Origin of the sequence: Nostoc sp., assembly GCF_036919575.1 — a bacterium.
In the GTDB taxonomy this organism is placed as follows: domain Bacteria; phylum Cyanobacteriota; class Cyanobacteriia; order Cyanobacteriales; family Nostocaceae; genus Nostoc.
In genome coordinates this window covers 56,638-75,403 of sequence record NZ_JBALBY010000080.1, presented here as the reverse complement: position 1 = coordinate 75,403, position 18,766 = coordinate 56,638, and the positions used below count along the sequence as shown (strand labels likewise).

Genomic DNA, 18,766 nt, shown 5'->3' with positions numbered 1-18,766 from the left:
TGACTCCTGACTCCTGAATTCTGACTCCTGAATTCTGACTCCTGAATTCTGACTCCTGAATTCTGACTCCTGAATTCTGACTCCTGAATTCTGACTCCTGAATTCTGATTCATTATTGTGCCCTGACTGCAATCTGATTCCAGGCTTTGACTGCTGCTTGTAAATTCTTTGGCAGGTTATTTTGAGAAATATCGTTGTATTGAACCGTACCCTCTTGGCTGGTGAGAGTGAAGGTGATATAATCAGCAGAGCCACTGGGGGCTGGATAACTCAGATTCTGGAATTTACTAAATTTAGAACGTTCTAAAAATCTTTGAAATTGTTGCACCTGTTGCACAGAAACACGGCGAACAGTACGCTCAGAATCATTGGCATCACCAATCCGCACGCGAATCAATCGCCCATCTTTGAGTAAAACAGTCTCGTAGGTTCTGCCAGTAATACCACCACTGGAGATTTGCCGAAATACTACATCTCTATTTAACGGTGGTGGTAACTCGCTGACTGGAATTTGCACAGGGGCTAGTGTACTTTCATTAGCTTTTTCATTCAGCCTGACTGCGGAACCTGTTTGATTGGTATGATAAGTCCAGTTTTGTTTGCCATTAGATACCACAACCAGCCAACCCGGAACTAACGCTTGGGTGCAGAGTTCATCAGCTTGAGGCAGTTCCAAGCAACCATTGCGCCAAGTCTGTTGATTATAATCAATAATTTTCAGTTCTTTGGTTAAAATTCCCTGTCTGCGGGCTAAATCTCGCAGTACCGCCTTAGCTACTGGACGTGGCAAGCTATTTGGTTTAACATTGTCTTTAAGAACTTGATTGCTAGTTTCTAGCGAGAAGTTCGCAGAAGCAGCTGTCGCCCCTTTGATAAGTATTGAACCACTAGCAACAGACAAAATTCCAGTCAAAATCAAAGCAGTGAAAATTCGCGCTTGATTGCTGTTAAAGTAGTTTTTATGCCTGATTTTCATAGTAATATAGAAGTAAGAACTAGTATCCAACTATAAATGCCCAATATAACGCACATAATTCCAGAAATTTGCCAGTTGGAATCAGTTTAATATCTTTCTTCTGAAACAGATATAAAAACAGACGCTGATGTACTAATTGTTTGTTCCTTATAGAAATTCTAGATAAAAATGCACTAAATCAAATTGCCCTCTAGTGCTACGGCAATCAATTAAGAATTCAGAAGCTCAGACTTCACTGAGTCCGTGGGCTGTAAATATAAAACTGCTACACATCTACCATCAGCTAATTTGGAAAATAGCTTGCGAGGAAAGCTGGTAACGCCTTTTGCCTCACCTTAGTCAGCGAGGATTCAATAAAAGTAATTTTAGAAAAGAATGAGACAGAACCGGAGCTTAGATTTTGTAATCTCAGCCAATATTAGGCGCTGATGGCTTGTTGTTCAGATTCAACGAACTGATTTTGAGGTACATCAAATCTAATGGTGCTAGCTGCCCAGTCTTTGAAATCGGGTGCTAGCCAGACTAGCTTGCACAGAATTTCATCATTAACCCACAACACCAAGGGAAACCGAAACTGTTTCCGAAACTCATCTCGCATGATGTTGGTACTGATGATTAGTTGGTTAATTGCCACTACAGATTCTAAACCCCGTACCATCAAAGCTTCGGGTTGAGTAGTACCAATTGCAGTTGTAATCGCTGTATACAATGTGTCAGCCGCAGGCGAGAGCAGGACTTGGTGAATATCTGCTGATGAAAATTCTCTTAACAAATTTAGCACTTGCTGCTGCTTTGGAACAGAGTTACAACAGGCTAATAACAGTGAAAACTCTCCACAAGAAACCATCATTGCCCTTGCTAGCCTCTTAGTGGCTGCTGTGCCGTTTTCCGAATTACTTAAGCTGATCATTAAAAAATCCTGCTTCTAATTTTCAAAAGGTGTGAGTGATATTCAGTGATTCTACCCGATTAATTTTTACTCAAAAGTGTTAATGGGGTAATTTGGATGAGATTTTCTCTGTAATACTAAGTATTATATAACGAATAAGGATATGGTGTATTATCTCATATTCACAATTCAGGGATAATGTAAAGGTAGTATCAACACAATGTCAGTAAAAGGGGGCAGGCAAAGAATTAGGAGTTGAATTATCACTGTATTGTCATAGATTTTCGCATTTTCCAGCAATTAAGTAATTATATCTCAAGATAAAGTTAAAAAAATGCTCAGTAAAAGTTTAACAACAAACACTGGGAAATGGGAGAAAACTTAACTGGCTAGTAGTTTACTCTCTCCTACGCTCATCGCTGGCTACAAATTATTTTCCTTTGCCAAACTACTTCGGGGCGGGTGTAGAGTGTGGATATAGTGAAATAAGATCAGATCAAGATGCGAAAATCTCCCTCCATTAAAATTAATTAAAATTAACTAAAATTAACGTTTCTTTACCACGTACTATGCTAACTGGCTGGATTATTATCCAGAAGAGATTTGTTTAGGAAAATGACTTTGGGAAGCAACAACCTAATAATTAGCAATAATAGGTACTGAGAACCCAAACTAACTCATCCATTTGATAGAATTGTAGCTCGAAGATGTCGCCTTGTTAGGAATTATGTTTTGTTGACATCCTCCCACCGCTAACCCTTGCGGGTATAGCGGGGGATTCCAAAAATCACTTATCGAACAGAATTCAGGAGTCAGGAGTCAGAATACAGAATTCAGAATTGGTGAATACTCTACCCATAAAGGGATAGAGTTTTAAGGCGAGAATATTTTAATTTTTTCGCCCACCATTCCACTCGCTTTTAACCAATATTCATCATCGACTCGTACAGAATTCAATTCTGAATTCTGACGCCAAGCCGCAGAGCGTCTCCGGCTCCGCTCCTGAGTTCTGAATTCTTCTTATAAAACACTCGGCATCGCAGAACGAATTGCACTAATAAAATTTTGGGCATAATTCTGGGTTGAGAAATCGAGGGCGCGTTGTCGTGCAGCCATTCCCGCACTCTGGGCAAATTCTTGCTCGTCAAGAAAGCGGAGAATTGCGATCGCTAATTTATCTGCATCGCCGTAAGGTGTTAATAGTCCATTCATGCCATCGGTAATAATCTCTGTCGGCCCGCCTGCACTGCCAGCAATTACAGCTTTACCCAGCGCCATTGCCTCAATAATCACAATTCCAAACGGTTCTTTATTTGAGGCATGAACAAATACATCCATCGCCTGCACCCACTCAGGGATATTACGCTGTAGCCCAGCCATAATTACTTGGTCTTTCAAACCTAATGCGGCGATTTCTGCTTTTAAGAAGCCCTCATAATCCGGTTCCAAATCGTGCTTACCGCCAACCACTACACAATGAGCATCAGGGTACTTCTGTAAAATTTTGGGCATCGCCTGTACCAATACGTGCATTCCCTTCCATCGTTGCAATCGTCCAACAATTCCAATCAACGGCCCGTGCAAAGGTAAGCCCAACTTCCGCCGTGCTTCTTCTGGAGTTGGCAAAGCATTAGGCTCAAATCGGTCTAGTGCTACGCCAGGATAAACCAAAGGTGTTGGTCTGTGAGGCCAAATTTCTGCCTGTGCTAGCTTGCCATCTTGAGAAAGGGTGATAATTGCCCGCGCTGGGATTAAAGTTGCGATTCGCACCAACCAAGTTTTGTCACTAGGTACTTCTAGTTGATACCACAGAGCAGGCAAGCCCGCCAACATCGCCGCCAAACCTCCAGATATATGCGTGATCCACATCCAATTGACAATTATATCTGCACGTTCGCGGCGAGCGATCGCAGCTATCCGAAAAACAGCGCCAATAAAACGGTGGATTTGGCGTAAACGTCCACTTTCCACAACTCGCGCATCAATACCGAGGGACTTTACTTGTTCTACCATCGGGCCGTTTTCTAAAAATATCACCAGCCACTCAACATCGGCATTACGTCCCTGCTGTACCAAATCCCAAAGCATCATTTCACCGCCGCCTCGTTGCTCGGCTAGTGGCATTACAATAATTACTTTCATAATCTATAAGAGTCCTATTTAAGTTGTAATTCAGATCCCCGACTTCTCTAAGAAGTCGGGGATCTTGTAGGTAATTTGAGGATTGGTATAGTATTTATGTCCTGCCATAGCCATAGCTAAAAATCCCCAAAGAATCATCCCTGCCACGCTTAACATCCCGCTACCAATAACTAACTGTGCAGAAGAACTGATGCCAATGGCGCGGGCAGCACTGATAAAACTATCGAAACGACCTTCACCATAATTGCTAACACTAATAATCAACAAGATTAATCCACCCATATAAAAGATGGCTCCAAACCAACCAAGGGTGAAAAACATATCTAAAATGCCACTATCAATTACCACGACTTCAATTTGACCCGTTTTTTCGTTGACTTTCCAGATATTTCCTAAGCCGTTACCTAGACCATTAGAAAGGGCTAAACCAAGGTTTTTGTCGTAACTTCCCGATCTATCTTTAAAACTGTTATCTTCTTCAAGATTAGAAAAAGTTTGCAACCGGGCTGCTACAACCCCAGCAATTGGCTGGATAGTTGTCAATGGTATAACACAAATTGCCATGACCACGATTATGGTAATTAAACGCATTTGAATCCGCGCTTTGACTGAACCCATAATCATAATTATTCCAAATAACCAGCCGCCCCAATTAGTACGTGCTTGTGTCAACAGGAAGGATAAGTAACCAACAGCTGAAGCCGGAAAAATTAAATTTCCTGAACTGGTAAATAATAACAGCAATCCAGCTTGCATGACGGAACCAAAGGGGCCAACTGAGTGCAATGTACTCCAGACACGCATCCCAAAAGGTACAGGGTTTCCAGAACTCATGAATAGTTTTGATTGTATAAGCCAGTATCTATCCCACTCAGGAGCTACCACAAATTGATATACGCCATAAGTTCCTAAAATCAACACACACCAGAGGAATGTTCGGTGAAAGTTCTGGCGATAGCTGGGATAATCTCGCCAGTTTATAAATAAGTGAAAAGCGAAAATGATCGGACTGAGCCAATCCATTAATCCGCGTGCGACAGGGATCGGTGGATTGTAAATCAGACCGATTAGAAAGCCATAGAACACTCCGATAAAAGCCAAAACAAACGGTAAGCCCCCTTGACGAGAAGCGCGGGGAAAGTGTCTTAAGAATGTGGCTATGGTGACAAACACCACTAAATAGGGTGCTATGAGCATTTGACGGGTAGGGTCCCAGCCCACCCGATAGTCAACTAAGCGAGTAGCTAAGGGCGTGAGAAACCAGATCCACCAAGTAAAGCTGATGTAGAGAATGGGATGCCGCAAGTATAAAAATACGCCTACTGCTAAAGCTGTCACCGGATAAATGAGGCGCAATGCGGCAGTAGCACCAGCAAAATAGCAAACTACAGTCAGTAGTATAAAGCCTGCGATCGCCATCCAACCCTGTAGCGATCGCTCTTCGGGAGAATAGCTTTCTTGTAAAAAACTATTGAAAAGTATCTGCTTAGAAGTCATTCAATTTTAGATTTTGGATTTTAGATTTTGGATTTACACATAAGTAAATTTGAAGGATGGAAAGGAATTCACAATGAAATAATCAGTCTGACTTTTCACGGTATCTGGAAAACCTCACTTCTATTTCTCTCTCCTAAAAGGAGAGAGACTTTGAGTTTTCCCCCTTAGACCGTTGGGAAGGGAGTTAGGTTTTCTGTGGGCTTTTCCACATGACATGAAAAGTTAGAATAATCGGTCTGTAATTACGAATTACGAATTACGAATTACGAATTGTTTATATCCCTGCCAACGTCCACGCCAGGATGCTAACAATTTTTTCCCTGCCAACTGCCCTTGGCTAGGCAAAAACCTCAGCCATTGTATTAAGCCCAAACTATCGCACGTACCCACGAATATTGCCCAGAACAAAAATACAATCCGGCGGATAAATGGCAAATGCTCTAATAAAACTAAAGTTTCATTATGGACTAAATTAATAAAGGCAATTTCATTAAAGTTATTTCGCTGATCTTCATCAAAACGTTGTGCCGGATAGTGATCTACAGCAACGTTAGGATCATAAATTATCTTCCAACCAGCCCGCTTTAATGTCAGAGTAAATGCCATTTCAAAATGTACCTGCGCTCCTGTACCACGCATCCGCTCATCAAAGCGCAATTGCCCGATTGCTTGGGTACGAAAACTCATGTTTACGCCTTTGAGAATATCGACTTCGCGGGGTTCTCCCACTCCCAGGTGATGGTTGCCAATCACTCGCCCAAACCACTGCAACTGTCCAACTACTAGGCGGGATTCGTCTTCTAATTTGCTGCCGTGGTGTATCCAATCACGCCCACCAAGACCACCAATGCAACGATCGCAGATAAAGTGAGCGGTAATGCGCTCTAACCAATCTGGGTGGGGTGCGGCATCATCATCAGTAATAGAAACAATATCGCCCTCTACTGCTGCTAATCCGGCGTTGAGGGCTGCTATTACCCCCGGTTGTGTCACTTCCACCGTATGCAGTGGCAAATTGTGTGCGTTGAATTGGGCGAGAAATTGCCATGTTTCTGCATCCGTATCGCGGACAACCACTATCACCTGATCAACGGGTTTAATTTGCTCCTGTAGCGCCAAAAGGCAGCGTGACAGGTCTTGTGGACGGCGATAAGTCGGTATGAGAACGGTGTTTCGCATTCTTGCTTAACTCCTCGAATAGATCCACATAAGTTTGTGCCATAGTAGTCCAGCTATATTGTTCTGCCACAGAGCGAGCTGCTTGACCCATCTGTTGCATCAGGGTGCGATCGCTCACCAAAGACATCAACGCCACAGCTAAAGCATCGATATCATCTGAGTCGGGTAAGACGATGCCACATTCTGGTGTCACCAACTCTGCACCCCCGGTAGCTGTGGCAGTAATTACTGGCAGTCCTGAAGAAAGTGCTTCTAACAATACGAGGGTGCAAGCTTCGTATCGGGAAGGAAAAACAAATAAATCTACTGACCGCATAATTTCGGGGATATCACGTCGATATCCGACAAAATGCACGCGTTCACTTAACCCCAACGAAGCCGCTAGTTGAGGAAAGGGGCTACCTTCGATATGACCCACCACCGCCAGATGTAAATCGGGAACTTTCGCCAAGGCGTGCAATACTGTATCTAAATTCTTTCTGGGTGTGCGGATGTCTCCAGCGAATAATGCTAGGGTGACATTTTCTGGTAAACCTAATTTTTGGCGAGCGCTTTCACCAGGGGCAAACTCTTCTAAATCAACGCCATTGACAATTACGCGAATGCGAGAACGGGGTACACCAATGTTGACTAATTCCTGAGCTACCTTTTCGGATACAGCTACAACAACCTGCGCTTTTTGGAAAGCCTGTTTTTCCCAACGGGCATTAAAAGCCGTAAACAACCACTGATAAAAACCATATAAATCGCGGCGATTGCGGGAAATATGAACAGGCGATCGCAACCATGAACTGTGGACAAAATGTACAGCATTCACATCAGCCGCAGCCAGATTAATTGCTCCATTGACTTTAACTAAATCAATGTCAGAGCGATTTTTCCGCAACCAATCTGCACTTTTTTGGGCAAATATAAAATTACGAACAAATTCTGTAGGATAGCCTTTGACTGGAATTCTAATCCAATTAACTTGACTATTATCTTCTAGTTCTGGTGCGACTTCACTAGCTAATAATGTCAAGTCATGACCACGACGAATTGCTTCATTCGCAACCTCATAGTTTACCCGTCCTTGACCATCACCTTTTTTGATTTTATGAGTAACAATACAAAGTTTCATACACTACCTTCCTTAACAATAGACGTATTGCATAAATTCTATTTAGCTCATGCGGAGGAGAATCTTCTTTTCTTCCCTTTGCGTCCTTTGCGCCCTTTGCGGTTCGTTAAAAAAATCCCTTCCACAACTCAGACAATACTCTTATATTATTTCGATATTTTAATTAACTTACTTGCGAAAAATCTGGGAGTAAAACTAAGACTTAGTGCCGCTATAGTTCGCACATTAAACTTTTGTTTTTTCAATACCTCCCAAAAATAAGGACGCGCTGCTGCTATCTGTTCACTTCGTAGCAAACCAATTCCCAAAGTTGTATTAGCTTCTAACCATTTCTGTTGAAAGTACGTCCTAAATTCCTGTAGACGAGTGTCTTCCATAAAGACTTGATAACAAAACATTTCGCTTTTAGCTTTGCGGATTTTTGCTTGCACATCTCGACTACCACTGAGCATAGTATCAGTTTGCTCATGGGCGCGATATCGCGTCAATCTTTCTGGATAGTAGTAAGCACCACTACCAGATATACAGCAGAGGTAAGTTAAATATAAATCCCACATTCCGCCAACTTCTGGGGGAATAATATCCCAATCCACAAAATTATTGCGAATCACACAAGCTGCCGCAGTCGGTATACTTTTATCTATTAACCCAATTTTATAGAAAGGTTGATGAATTCCTGGTGTTAGTTTATCTCGCTTGTAACCGCGTGTATTTTCTTCAGTTCCAACATGATTAATTATGCCATTAGCATCTATGATATATTGGTCGCAGAAAGCGAGAATTAACTCAGAATTTGCTTCCAGAAGTGGTACAAGCTTTGCTAAAAAGTCTTCATTCCAGATATCATCATCATGGAGACTAGCAACATATTTACCTCGCGCCATCTTGAAACCATGTTGCTGATTAGCTAACATACCCATATTTTGCTGATGTCGCCAAAATTTGATGCGTGAATCACCAAAAGATGCGACAAGCTCTTGGGGATTTTCTGAACTACAATTATCAGAAATAATAATTTCAATATTTTGATAAGTTTGTTTAATAGCACTAGCGATCGCTTGCTTGAGATACTCTGGTCGATTATATGTGGGAATGATAACACTAACTAAAGGTTGTTGGTATTCTTGATGCAATGACATATTTTTCTCTCTTGATTTTTTCTAGATAAAAGATGCACCATTTGAGGTTTTGACCAAACTATAGTCTTTCCTAATTTAGTAAGGTGCAGCCGTCTTTTCTCTCCCCTCTCCGGGAGCATCTCAATGAGTGTAAAAGCCTTGTAAAACCTCACCCCAACCCTCTCCTTGGTAAGGAGAGGGAGCAAGAATCTTGTTTCTGATCTGGTATATTTGCTTTCACTGAGATGTTCTCCCCTCTCCTTACTAAGGAGAGGGGTTGGGGGTGAGGTTTTGATATGGGAACCCCTATAAGCTTATTTAGCTTGAGGGATACTATATAATTTTTTAGCTCTAGAAGGAAATTCAGCGATTGTTTTTGCATAAATTGTCCGCAGATTATTTACATGAGCATCCATTGTAAATTCCTTCATCAATAAAGCATGACCTTGTTCGCCCATGTATCGGCTTTTTTGATGATCTATATACAACTCATTAATGGCATCAGCTAGCTTTTTGATATCATTGCCTGGAACAAGAATACCCGTTTCTCCATCTCGTAAATGTTCTGGAATTCCTCCGACTGCACTACCAATTACAGGTCGATAACGAGAGTATGCTTCTAGAGTTACAAGTCCGGCAGGTTCAGGCCAAACACTAGGAAAGATGACTGCAAAACACTGTTGATAAAGTTTATTTATTTTATCGCGATCGCACCAACCATGCCAAGTGATGCGGTTACTCAATCCGAGGGTGTTTGCTAACTTTTCTAAGCTGGCTCGTTCCCATCCTTCACCTGCAATATCAAGTTGAATTTGTGGGTTTGTATGTATTAAGGTTTTGAGTAACCATTCTAGACCTTTATCAGAAACAATCCGTCCCGCAAACAAAATTCGATGATTTTGGTGGACTTCTAAACTTAGGGGTGCAGTTGCTATTTGCGGTATAGAGATTCCACAGTGTAGCGTTACAGTTTGCTCAGGGGGTACACCGTTTTTAATCAACTCTTGCCGTACATATTCGCTATTAGCAATGAAAGTAATTTTTATCTTTTTTAATACATCTAAAAACTGATGAGTGGTTTGAAGTTCTCTAAAACTTCTTAAAGGTTTACGGGTACCACATTTATCTACCAACTTCCCCCAGGTACATCCTAAGTAAGAGAAGTTGCGATCGCAGATTGTCCGTTGCCCTGCTAAATACTTTGTGCCACTAGGACAGTAGAATGAGTGATTATGAACGCTGAAGATCGTAGGACATTCGCCTGTCAGCTGCAATAGCAACTCTGGGCTGTGGATATGTAGCAGTTTAAACTGGCTTTGATCGACATTTTTAAGCGATTTTATCACGCGATTGCTAACATCAGGTGGTCGATGTTCAAACAAAGAACCTAAATAAGTTTCAACACCTCCACTCCCACCTACATCAAAATTTGAGCATTGATAAATCAGGTTTTTTTCAAAAGTTTGCCTGTGCAATTCTTTCTTGTTTTCCTTCGCATCATTGATTAAGTTAGGCATTATTCACCAGTTATTTTCACGTCCTTATTAATTTAATTGGATTGCTCATATAAACCACATCTATTTTGAGAACCATAGTTTCTAAAAGTAGTGGGAGCATCTTGCTCCCTGCTCGTAGTAGCGGGCAAGATGCCCGCACTACTCCAGGTTTCAAAATGGACGAGGTTTAAATAGAGTCTAATCATCATCGAGCTATATGCCAGCATTAAACCAAAATTTGTGTCTGACATCACTAACATAATGCCTCAGAGCATTTTTTGTACTAGCAAATTTATCTGGATAGATGAACTGATCTTCTACATTTAGAACATATTTTTTTGAGCATAAAGGTTTACCATGATTATGGTGCATTGTCAAATGCACAATTGTTTGTTCAGTAAAATAAGTGGGGTTTTCTTGAAGATTTGCTAAACGTTCGATAGCAAAACTCCAGTCAAATTCATGCCTAAATAATATAAATCCACCATTTACTGGATTTGACCTCTCAGAATCATCATAAATAATTCGTTCGTCTAATGAGATAGAACAATCAGGTAGATAAAGAGAATATTTTTCATCGGACTTACTCAAATTAATTAAGTCAATACCGCCGGGAAAAAATAAAATATCTGAATCAGTGTAAATCGTAGTACCATTAATAGGAATTGACATTAATGCCGCCAATTTTTTGCCCATTGGATGCAGTTGAGCATAATCAAGAACACATTGAGGTAAATCCGTTCTCAGGAAGTTTTGTAAAAGTATTACCTGAACGCAGGGATGGATGCGGCGGAGTAAATTACAACTAGAGTCAGTGTAACTCCCATCAGAAACTACAGTGAATGTATCTGGAATGCCGACATGACGAATGAAGGAGCGAATACTTGCCACTTGTTCTGGTAGATCGCGTTCACATGATAAGGCATAAACACTGATCGGAACTTGCCGAGTTTGTTTGATCGAGATGCTGACAATCTGAGAAACGCCTGCTTTATATAGGGAGCGATTAAATTTACCCTGAATTTTAGCAGTGTGGTAGCCTAGATTTACCATTTATTTTTCCTTGTCAAAACTATAAATAATTGAGCAGGGGAATGAATTCGTAATTTACGAATTACGAATTACGAATTACGAATTACGGTATTGCATATTGTGATATTCCCAAAGCTTGCCTTTCAGTTCCAGGAGTTCTTGATACTTACCTTGCTCTACTATCCGTCCCTGTTCTAAAACTACAACTTTATCTGCTTTAGAAATGGTAGAAAGACGGTGAGCGATCGCAATTACTGTTCTACCAACAGATAGCTTTTCTAATGAATCTTGAATTAAGCGTTCGGATACCGAATCTAAGGCGCTAGTTGCTTCATCCAAAATCAAAATTTCTGGGTTCCGTAGTAAAGCACGCGCAATCGCAATTCGCTGTCTTTGTCCTCCAGATAATCTAACACCCCTATCTCCCAATTGGGTATCAAAACCTTCGGGCATTTCTAAAATAAATTCTAGTGCATTCGCTAGTTTAGCAGCTTCTTTAATTTCATCATTAGTGGCTTCTGAAGTACCGTAAGTAATATTCTGCCAAACATTAGCATTGAAGATAAAAGTATCCTGACTAACGACAGCTATTTTGCGACGCAGGGAGTTAATTTCAAACTCCCGTATATCAACTTCATCAATGTAAAGATATCCATCTGTAGTATTATAAAATCGAGGAATTAAATCAGCAAGAGTTGTTTTACCAGCCCCAGATGCTCCGACTAATGCTGTCATTTTTCCCTTTTCAATGGTTAGGGTAATATTATGCAGCACTAGATTTTGATCGTCGTACCCAAAATCTACAGATACTAAATTTATTGACCTCTTTAAAGAATTAAACTTGATTTTACCATTCTGAAAATAATTTTTATCATCACTTTTTAAGAGGTTTTTAACGTTGTCTGCTGAACCTTGTAAAGTACTGAGAAATGCTCTTGTGCCATTAATATCTTGAACGAATGGGATAAAACGAAATAGCACAAAGAAAAACGTTAATAAAGAAGCAACTTGTAGCGTTCCATTCGTAACCAGGCTAGTGAATGCCAAAATAATCATTCCGACCAACACTGTAGTAGCGACCCCTTCAGCAATTGGCTTGACAAGTGTCCAAGTGAAGACAACTTTAGTTGTAGTACTGATTATCTTGTCGCTAGCTTTGTAGTAACGCTGGCGCTCAAATTCTTGAGTACCACAGGAGTGAACAGTGCGAATGCCATTAATAAATTCTACGGCTGTTGATGTGAAATTAGCATTAGCAGTTGTCACGCCAAAACTTGATTCTCTCACCCTGGCATTTAGATTAGATAATCCAACACCTAAAAGGGTAAATAATAATGCTGAAATGAGCGTTAGCTGCCATGATATCAAAAACATTGATATTAAGTAGACAAAGGTTGTTAATCCTCTCGTCACTAAAAAGGCTCCGCTACTAAAACCCTGTCTGATCCTTTCGATTTCTGTGGTAATTGTGTTAATTAGTTCACCAGAACGAGTTTTGGCAAAGTAACTTAGCGATAATGATTGTAACTGTTCAAAAATTTGCTTACGCAAGCGATCGGCAAGATGTAGTTGAGATAATTCAGTATAGACTTGAGAAAAATAATTGAAGGTGGCACGTAACCAAGTACTCAATAAAATCAGCAAAGATACACGGTACAAACGATTAATTGCTGATGTCTTAGCTCCCAAAATCCAAATATCAAACCAGTCTATTCCTGTTTGGACAGGTTGAGCATTAGGACTAGTTAAGCTTTGCAAAAAGGAAAGTAAGAAACCAATGCTCACACCTTCAAAAGTTGCTGCCAGAATCGAGAATATTAGAGCTAAAGTTGCAATTTTGCGAAAGTGTTTAAATTCTTGCAATATCAAATAGTTGTCCTGCCAGAAGCTGGTAGCTTTGAGCAGATTGCTGAGTGGTTGAGGAAGTTTGAAAAGCATTGATTTTTATAACAATAATTTGGCAAGGTAGATAGACCGCTATAGATCAATACGGTTTAGTTAAGGCTTTACTCTTTGTCAAAGTGAATTTTTTAACGTAGACGCGGAGCGGCTTCCCGCAGGGTACCGCAGAGGCGCAGAGGACGCAGAGGACGCAAAGGAAGAGAAGGAAGAAATACTTAACTGAACTGTATTGCGCTATAGATTCTACGTGAGCAATTTTTGTTTTAGCCCAAGTGCGGTAGATGAAATCATCAATTACCGGACAGATAAATTACAGTGTTTGGCTATCCAGATGTAATCGGTGAGACTGTGCTTCTACTTCCCATGAAGTCGTAATTTCTGGTAGTTGATTTAGCTGTACTGCATCTTCTAAAGTCCAACAAGAAGATCCGGTTAAACTCATGTCACCTCGCAGCACGTTAAATAACTGTGGTAAATTGTCAAGACTGTATTTACACATCCAACGCCCTAACGGTGTGATGTTTTGCTTTGTAGTTGTGGAAAACTTAATCGCCCGAAAGAGTTTACCCCGTTCTCCAACACGCCACTCACGACAAAAAAGTGACCCTGGCGAGTAAACCTGCATTAATACAATCAATCCCAACATGACTGGACTTACTAATAGCAACAACACTAAAGCAGCAATCCAATCAATTAGTCGCTGCAAGGGTTGGTTAGGCAGTTTATTGCTAGCGGGTATGCTTAGGAATATTGGTTTTTGAGCTTCTTCAGATGCTTCTGCCCAAAACTTGAGCAAAGCCTCACCCAATTTTGGATCTATGCTTACCAAACTTACAGGAGAATGTTGTAAGCATTCTACTAGCGATCGCTTACTATCTAATGAAGCTAGATATGGTTGTTGAACCCGTCCAAGCGGCTTCACCAACAGCTTACCCCGTCGCCAATAGAGTGTGCAGTACCCAGAGCGATTATCTTGCTGTGGCTGGGTTACATCATATAAATTCTCTAGAGTTGGAATTATTGAAGTTGTCATATGTCTTTGGGATTATACAGGAGTGAATTGCTGAGGAGTTATCAAAGGCTATCAATGCCAAAGACCCAAATCCGCATCTTGTTGTAAGTCCAAAAAGTTGGAGTAATTCGTAATTATTCACTGATTAAAAAAACTCTCCGCGTCAGCCTAAACAATGAGTCTTGAAGCGAACATGACATTAGATGTAGTCTAAACCCCAGTCTGAAACAAAGTTAACTGTAGAGTTGGGAGTCTTGAACCCTATGCTTAATTACGAGTAACGCTACTATTAATATTCATGGGTAAATTATGATTTTCCGGGAACTACTGACAGTAGAGAAATGTAGAGGGAAATTACCCATGAATCTATATCTACGTTTAATCTCTAGGTTATAAGACTATCTAGAAATAGCGATCCCACAAATAAATTCTTTATTTACTCTTTAAATAGTCCGTGATTTATCTGAAAACCGATAAAGATAGTATAAATATACTGAATTTTTCCTGATAGCAATAAAATTAAATTTTGGTTATTACCTCGTTCCCAGTCTCCGACTGGGAATGCCCCTCATTGAGGCTCCGCCTCCCTGATTCGCGGTAGAGCCGCTTTTGATCTGCATTTCCAACCAGAGGCTAGAAACGAGAAAGATCCCCGACTTCTCTAAGAAGTCGGGGATCTATAATCTTGCTGTACTAATTACTTTTCTACAGCTTGGCGTAGAGCTAATTGCTGTTGTTTGATATAAGGTACGTAATTACTGCTAGAGTTTGATACGCCATTAGCTACAACCCCAATCAGATTTAACTTACTTAACATGGCTGTCGCTTGATTAAGCTGACTTCGCGTTACAACGCCAATGCTTGCCACCATGACCACGCTACGACAAGATGATGCGGTAAGCATGGCATCGACCAAGCCGAGAACTGGGGGAGCATCTATGAGTACCAAATCGTAGTTTTCCTCAAATGCTGCCATCAATTGCATCATCCGAGGGGAACTCAACAGATTAGCTGGATCAGCAGGTTTTGGGCCAGCAGTTAAAATATCGATGTAGGCGGAACCTGAGTATTGAAAACTAATTTGGTTGGGTAGAGTTGCATCACTCGCTAATAGAGTTGAAAGCCCCTGCTCATTAGGAAGATTCAGTTGTTCATGCAGACTAGGATCGCGTAAATTGGCATCAATTAGCAACACCCTTTTGTGTAAACGAGCAGCACTCATTGCCAAACCCAAGGCCAAAGCTGACTTACCCTCATCAGGTAAAGCTGAGGTAATCATCAAAGATTTTAAATTAGTAACAGTATTTAAAAGTTCAATGTTTTTGTAAATCAGATCCAGCGATTCCCAACGCGGTGGAGATTGCAATACCTGAATTGTCCAAGGGGAAAGAACTTCTGGCTTACCAAAAGGCAACTTAATCATTGATTCTTTGGGTTTGGCTGGCGGTAACTTGGGAGTTGTTCCCAACAACGGCATAGCCATTTGCTTCTCTAATTCAGCAGTGGTATGAACTGCATCATCAGCCGATTCCCGAATAAACGCAGCAATGCCTCCTAACATGAACCCAACCACAGCACCTAACAGCAAGTTCTGCTGAAGATTGGGGCCTAATTGTGCGCCCTTTTGAGGTTCTTCTACAACTTCCCAATTAAATCCACCCTTGGAAAGTTCTTGCCGCAATTGCTGTTCTGCTCTTAAAAGCTGCTCTAATCTTTCACGACTAAATTGCAACTGCGGTAACATCCGATTGTAATAAGCCAACAGAGGTGGGAAGCGTTTAATTTCAAGACGCAGTTCGTTTTCTTTCTGAGCCAAAGTTTGATCGCGAGCAGTTAAAGCAACTATAGTGGTCTGGGTTTCCACTAGCTGACCAGCAAGGCTAAGATCAATTTGCCCAAGCTGTCCTCGTTCAAGAAGAGAATCTCCAGAAGTAACTCCACCAGAAGACTTTTCACCTAAAGTTCTTCCTACCTCTTGTTGCAATAATTCTTTCTGGCTCTGAAGCTGTTCTTTGAGCTTTTGCACACTCGGAGTTTCATCTGTAAAGCGTAAGCGTTCTTGTGCTAGTGCTAGTTCGGTTTTTTGGATTTCGTTCAGTAAGCCTTGATAGCGAGTAGACTGACTCAGACGAGAAGCAACTAGAGCATTCTGGGGAGAACGGTTAAGTTGTTCTTCTAAAGATTTTTGGCGTGCCAAAGCTTCCCCATATTGAGCGCGAGTTGTCTGTCTTTCTTGAGCAATATTGTTCAAAGCTGTCTCAATGGCTTTGGCCTGTGACTCTGGATCAATTAAGTTCTGATTTCTCCGAAACCTTTGTAAATTTGTCTCAGATGCGTTTACTTCTTCACTGGCTTTACTTAACTGTTCCCGAATAATTTGCAGACCTTTTTGCAAACGCGAATTCTGTTGTTCTTTGTTATATTCCACATAAACTTGTCGAATTGCACCCAGAACTTTTTGTGTCTTTTCTGGATCTCCAGCAGTGTATTCAACTTGAAATATTTTCGTAGCGACATTATCTTCTTTGCTCCTTAATTGAGTTAAGACCAAAGAAGCTTTAATTTCAGTTGAACTTATATCTGGATAATCAGACTGAAGTTTATTAACTGCTTTTTGAATAAGTCCCGAACTCTGCATCAAGTTAAGCTGGGTGGCAGTATCTATGACCACATTTGAGTCAGTAAACTGGTTGTCTAACCCAGCACCTTCTGTCTTACCTTGATAGTTAGGTTCTACTAGCAGTTGCATGGAACTTTTATAAGTAGGTTTTGTCTTTAAAGTTACCATGCCTGCAAGAGCAATAGAACTAATTAATACTGCTAAGAACCAAGGAAATCTCCTCACAAATACGGCAAACAATTGACCGTAACCTACTTCACTTTCAGAAGCTGGAGTTATCTGAGGATTTAGACTAGTTTGAACCACTTTTATTATCCTTGTCTTCGAGATTTACGCTAAGAGATTCTCCGAAGAATACCTATTTTTTTTAACAAACCGCCAAGAGGAGAGAAAATAAATAGGTAATCTTATAGTGGAAAGAGATTCAGAAATCAAATGAATAATTGATGCACGCCACAAGCTTGATTAATAATTTGTTCAACTTTCCCAAAGAATGCCTTCTCTGAAAAGTTTGCTACTGCATGATTACGGATGCGATCGTAATCCCAAGAAATGCCATTAGCTTCTAGTAATGCAACTTGTAAAGATTCGGGTGTTTGCCTTTTGAAAAAGACTCCTGTTTCACCTGGAATTTGAGTATCTAATACTCCACCTGCTCCATAGGCGATGACTGGTGTGCCGCTAGCATTAGCCTCTACTGGAACTAATCCGTAGTCTTCTAGGGCTGCGACAATAATAGACTTGGCTTTGGAAAACAAGTCTTTGCGGGTTCTATCACTTACGTGTCCCAAGAACTCAATATTTTGTAATGCTTTAGATTTTAACCGTGCTTGTTCTGGCCCGTCACCTGATATTAATAACCGCCACCCTAGCCAATTAAAAGCTTCCACTATTATATCAAGACGCTTATAACTGATCATCCGGGCTGAGGCCAGATAATATTCATCTTTTATATCTGAGAAAAGAAATTTACTAGTATCAATTGGATAGTTTACCATCATTGCCTTTTTGCCATAAATATTTTCAATACGGCGGGCAACAACACTAGAATTAGCAATGTAAAGGTCAGGTTCCTGTGCATATTTCAGGTCTACCTTTCTCATTACTTGGAATACTTCTTCGATTAAAGGAGCAAAATATCTATAGTCTCCGTACTCTCTTAAATAAGTTGTTGTATCCCATAAGAAACGGGTGACATTATGGCAAAAACAAATGTGGTGGGCATTGGGATTTTTTCGCACTGCTTTGGCGAAGCTGGTGCTACTGCTAATAATTAAATCGTAGTCTTGCAGATCCAAGGCACGAAAGGCAGGAAAATATAGAGGAGCCATCGACCTGAAATATTTTGCTGCATAGGGAATCTTTTGCAAGAAAGTTGTATTAACTATGCGATCGCCTAGATCAATAGTTTTTTGTGGATCGTACAAAGATGTGAAAATATCTGCTTCGGGATAGCGTTTACAAAGCAGTTCAAACACACGCTCTGCCCCACCTCGCTGGGTTAAATAATCATGGACTAGAGCAATTTTCATGAATTTGACCTAAAGTTTCGATCGGGTTTGTTTAAACGCTCCCCAGCAAGTTACTATCAACAACTTTAGTGTTCAGCAGTATAGCTTCCTATCCTCTTTATGAAATTATTGCGACAAATATGTAGACGCCTCGGAGATCCCCCCAACCCCCCTTAAAAAGGGGGGCTTTTTGTAATTTTTACCCCCTTTTTAAGGGGGTCGCCGCAGGCGGGGGGATCTTATCCGAAACGTATTAGGGACGTACAGCTGTA

Annotated in this window: 13 protein-coding genes; all 13 read right to left on the bottom strand. The window is 40.8% G+C overall.

The window, feature by feature from the left end:
* Positions 1-112 precede the first annotated feature (112 nt).
* Positions 113-976 carry a hypothetical protein gene (locus V7K27_RS20800; protein WP_334949980.1) on the bottom strand — a complete coding sequence of 288 codons (864 nt, stop codon included), beginning with the start codon at positions 974-976 and terminating at the stop codon, positions 113-115.
* Positions 977-1,394: 418 nt separating this feature from the next.
* Positions 1,395-1,886 (bottom strand): hypothetical protein, encoded by a 492-nt coding sequence (locus V7K27_RS20795; protein ID WP_334949979.1) that lies wholly within the window; start codon positions 1,884-1,886, stop codon positions 1,395-1,397.
* Between the two features lie 999 nt (positions 1,887-2,885).
* On the bottom strand, positions 2,886-4,007 hold the full coding sequence (locus V7K27_RS20790; RefSeq protein WP_334949978.1) for a glycosyltransferase: 1,122 nt from the start codon (positions 4,005-4,007) through the stop codon (positions 2,886-2,888).
* A 30-nt stretch (positions 4,008-4,037) separates the two neighbouring features.
* On the bottom strand, positions 4,038-5,504 hold the full coding sequence (locus V7K27_RS20785; RefSeq protein WP_334949977.1) for an O-antigen ligase domain-containing protein: 1,467 nt from the start codon (positions 5,502-5,504) through the stop codon (positions 4,038-4,040).
* A 249-nt stretch (positions 5,505-5,753) separates the two neighbouring features.
* Complete coding sequence (locus tag V7K27_RS20780; protein ID WP_334949976.1) at positions 5,754-6,683, bottom strand: glycosyltransferase family 2 protein; 930 nt, start codon at positions 6,681-6,683, stop codon at positions 5,754-5,756.
* The gene (locus tag V7K27_RS20775) at positions 6,601-7,803 is read right to left on the bottom strand and encodes a glycosyltransferase family 4 protein (RefSeq protein WP_334949975.1); all 1,203 of its coding nucleotides are present in this window, start codon (positions 7,801-7,803) and stop codon (positions 6,601-6,603) included. The genes V7K27_RS20780 and V7K27_RS20775 overlap by 83 nt, the downstream gene beginning before the upstream one ends.
* Before the next feature lie 146 nt (positions 7,804-7,949).
* Positions 7,950-8,942 carry a glycosyltransferase family 2 protein gene (locus tag V7K27_RS20770; protein WP_334949974.1) on the bottom strand — a complete coding sequence of 331 codons (993 nt, stop codon included), beginning with the start codon at positions 8,940-8,942 and terminating at the stop codon, positions 7,950-7,952.
* A 293-nt stretch (positions 8,943-9,235) separates the two neighbouring features.
* Complete coding sequence (locus V7K27_RS20765) at positions 9,236-10,438, bottom strand: glycosyltransferase family 4 protein (RefSeq protein ID WP_334949973.1); 1,203 nt, start codon at positions 10,436-10,438, stop codon at positions 9,236-9,238.
* A gap of 192 nt (positions 10,439-10,630) precedes the next feature.
* The gene (locus tag V7K27_RS20760; protein WP_334949972.1) at positions 10,631-11,470 is read right to left on the bottom strand and encodes a hypothetical protein; all 840 of its coding nucleotides are present in this window, start codon (positions 11,468-11,470) and stop codon (positions 10,631-10,633) included.
* A gap of 75 nt (positions 11,471-11,545) precedes the next feature.
* Positions 11,546-13,387: a heterocyst formation ABC transporter subunit HepA gene (hepA, locus tag V7K27_RS20755; protein WP_334949971.1), complete on the bottom strand. Its 1,842-nt coding sequence runs from the start codon at positions 13,385-13,387 to the stop codon at positions 11,546-11,548.
* Positions 13,388-13,661: 274 nt separating this feature from the next.
* A complete protein-coding gene (hepC, locus tag V7K27_RS20750) occupies positions 13,662-14,384 on the bottom strand; it encodes a heterocyst development glycosyltransferase HepC (RefSeq protein WP_334949970.1) in 723 nt (240 codons plus the stop codon).
* A gap of 676 nt (positions 14,385-15,060) precedes the next feature.
* Positions 15,061-17,289 (bottom strand): GumC family protein, encoded by a 2,229-nt coding sequence (locus V7K27_RS20745; protein WP_334949969.1) that lies wholly within the window; start codon positions 17,287-17,289, stop codon positions 15,061-15,063.
* A gap of 125 nt (positions 17,290-17,414) precedes the next feature.
* Positions 17,415-18,515 (bottom strand): glycosyltransferase, encoded by a 1,101-nt coding sequence (locus V7K27_RS20740; RefSeq protein WP_334949968.1) that lies wholly within the window; start codon positions 18,513-18,515, stop codon positions 17,415-17,417.
* Positions 18,516-18,766 lie beyond the last annotated feature (251 nt).

Bases quoted from the DNA above. Each gene is read 5' to 3' on its own strand.
- V7K27_RS20800 (WP_334949980.1), bottom strand. From the start codon at position 976: ATGAAAATCAGGCATAAAAACTACTTTAACAGCAATCAAGCGCGAATT.
- V7K27_RS20795 (WP_334949979.1), bottom strand. From the start codon at position 1,886: ATGATCAGCTTAAGTAATTCGGAAAACGGCACAGCAGCCACTAAGAGG.
- V7K27_RS20790 (WP_334949978.1), bottom strand. From the start codon at position 4,007: ATGAAAGTAATTATTGTAATGCCACTAGCCGAGCAACGAGGCGGCGGT.
- V7K27_RS20785 (WP_334949977.1), bottom strand. From the start codon at position 5,504: ATGACTTCTAAGCAGATACTTTTCAATAGTTTTTTACAAGAAAGCTAT.
- V7K27_RS20780 (WP_334949976.1), bottom strand. From the start codon at position 6,683: ATGCGAAACACCGTTCTCATACCGACTTATCGCCGTCCACAAGACCTG.
- V7K27_RS20775 (WP_334949975.1), bottom strand. From the start codon at position 7,803: ATGAAACTTTGTATTGTTACTCATAAAATCAAAAAAGGTGATGGTCAA.
- V7K27_RS20770 (WP_334949974.1), bottom strand. From the start codon at position 8,942: ATGTCATTGCATCAAGAATACCAACAACCTTTAGTTAGTGTTATCATT.
- V7K27_RS20765 (WP_334949973.1), bottom strand. From the start codon at position 10,438: ATGCCTAACTTAATCAATGATGCGAAGGAAAACAAGAAAGAATTGCAC.
- V7K27_RS20760 (WP_334949972.1), bottom strand. From the start codon at position 11,470: ATGGTAAATCTAGGCTACCACACTGCTAAAATTCAGGGTAAATTTAAT.
- hepA (WP_334949971.1), bottom strand. From the start codon at position 13,387: ATGCTTTTCAAACTTCCTCAACCACTCAGCAATCTGCTCAAAGCTACC.
- hepC (WP_334949970.1), bottom strand. From the start codon at position 14,384: ATGACAACTTCAATAATTCCAACTCTAGAGAATTTATATGATGTAACC.
- V7K27_RS20740 (WP_334949968.1), bottom strand. From the start codon at position 18,515: ATGAAAATTGCTCTAGTCCATGATTATTTAACCCAGCGAGGTGGGGCA.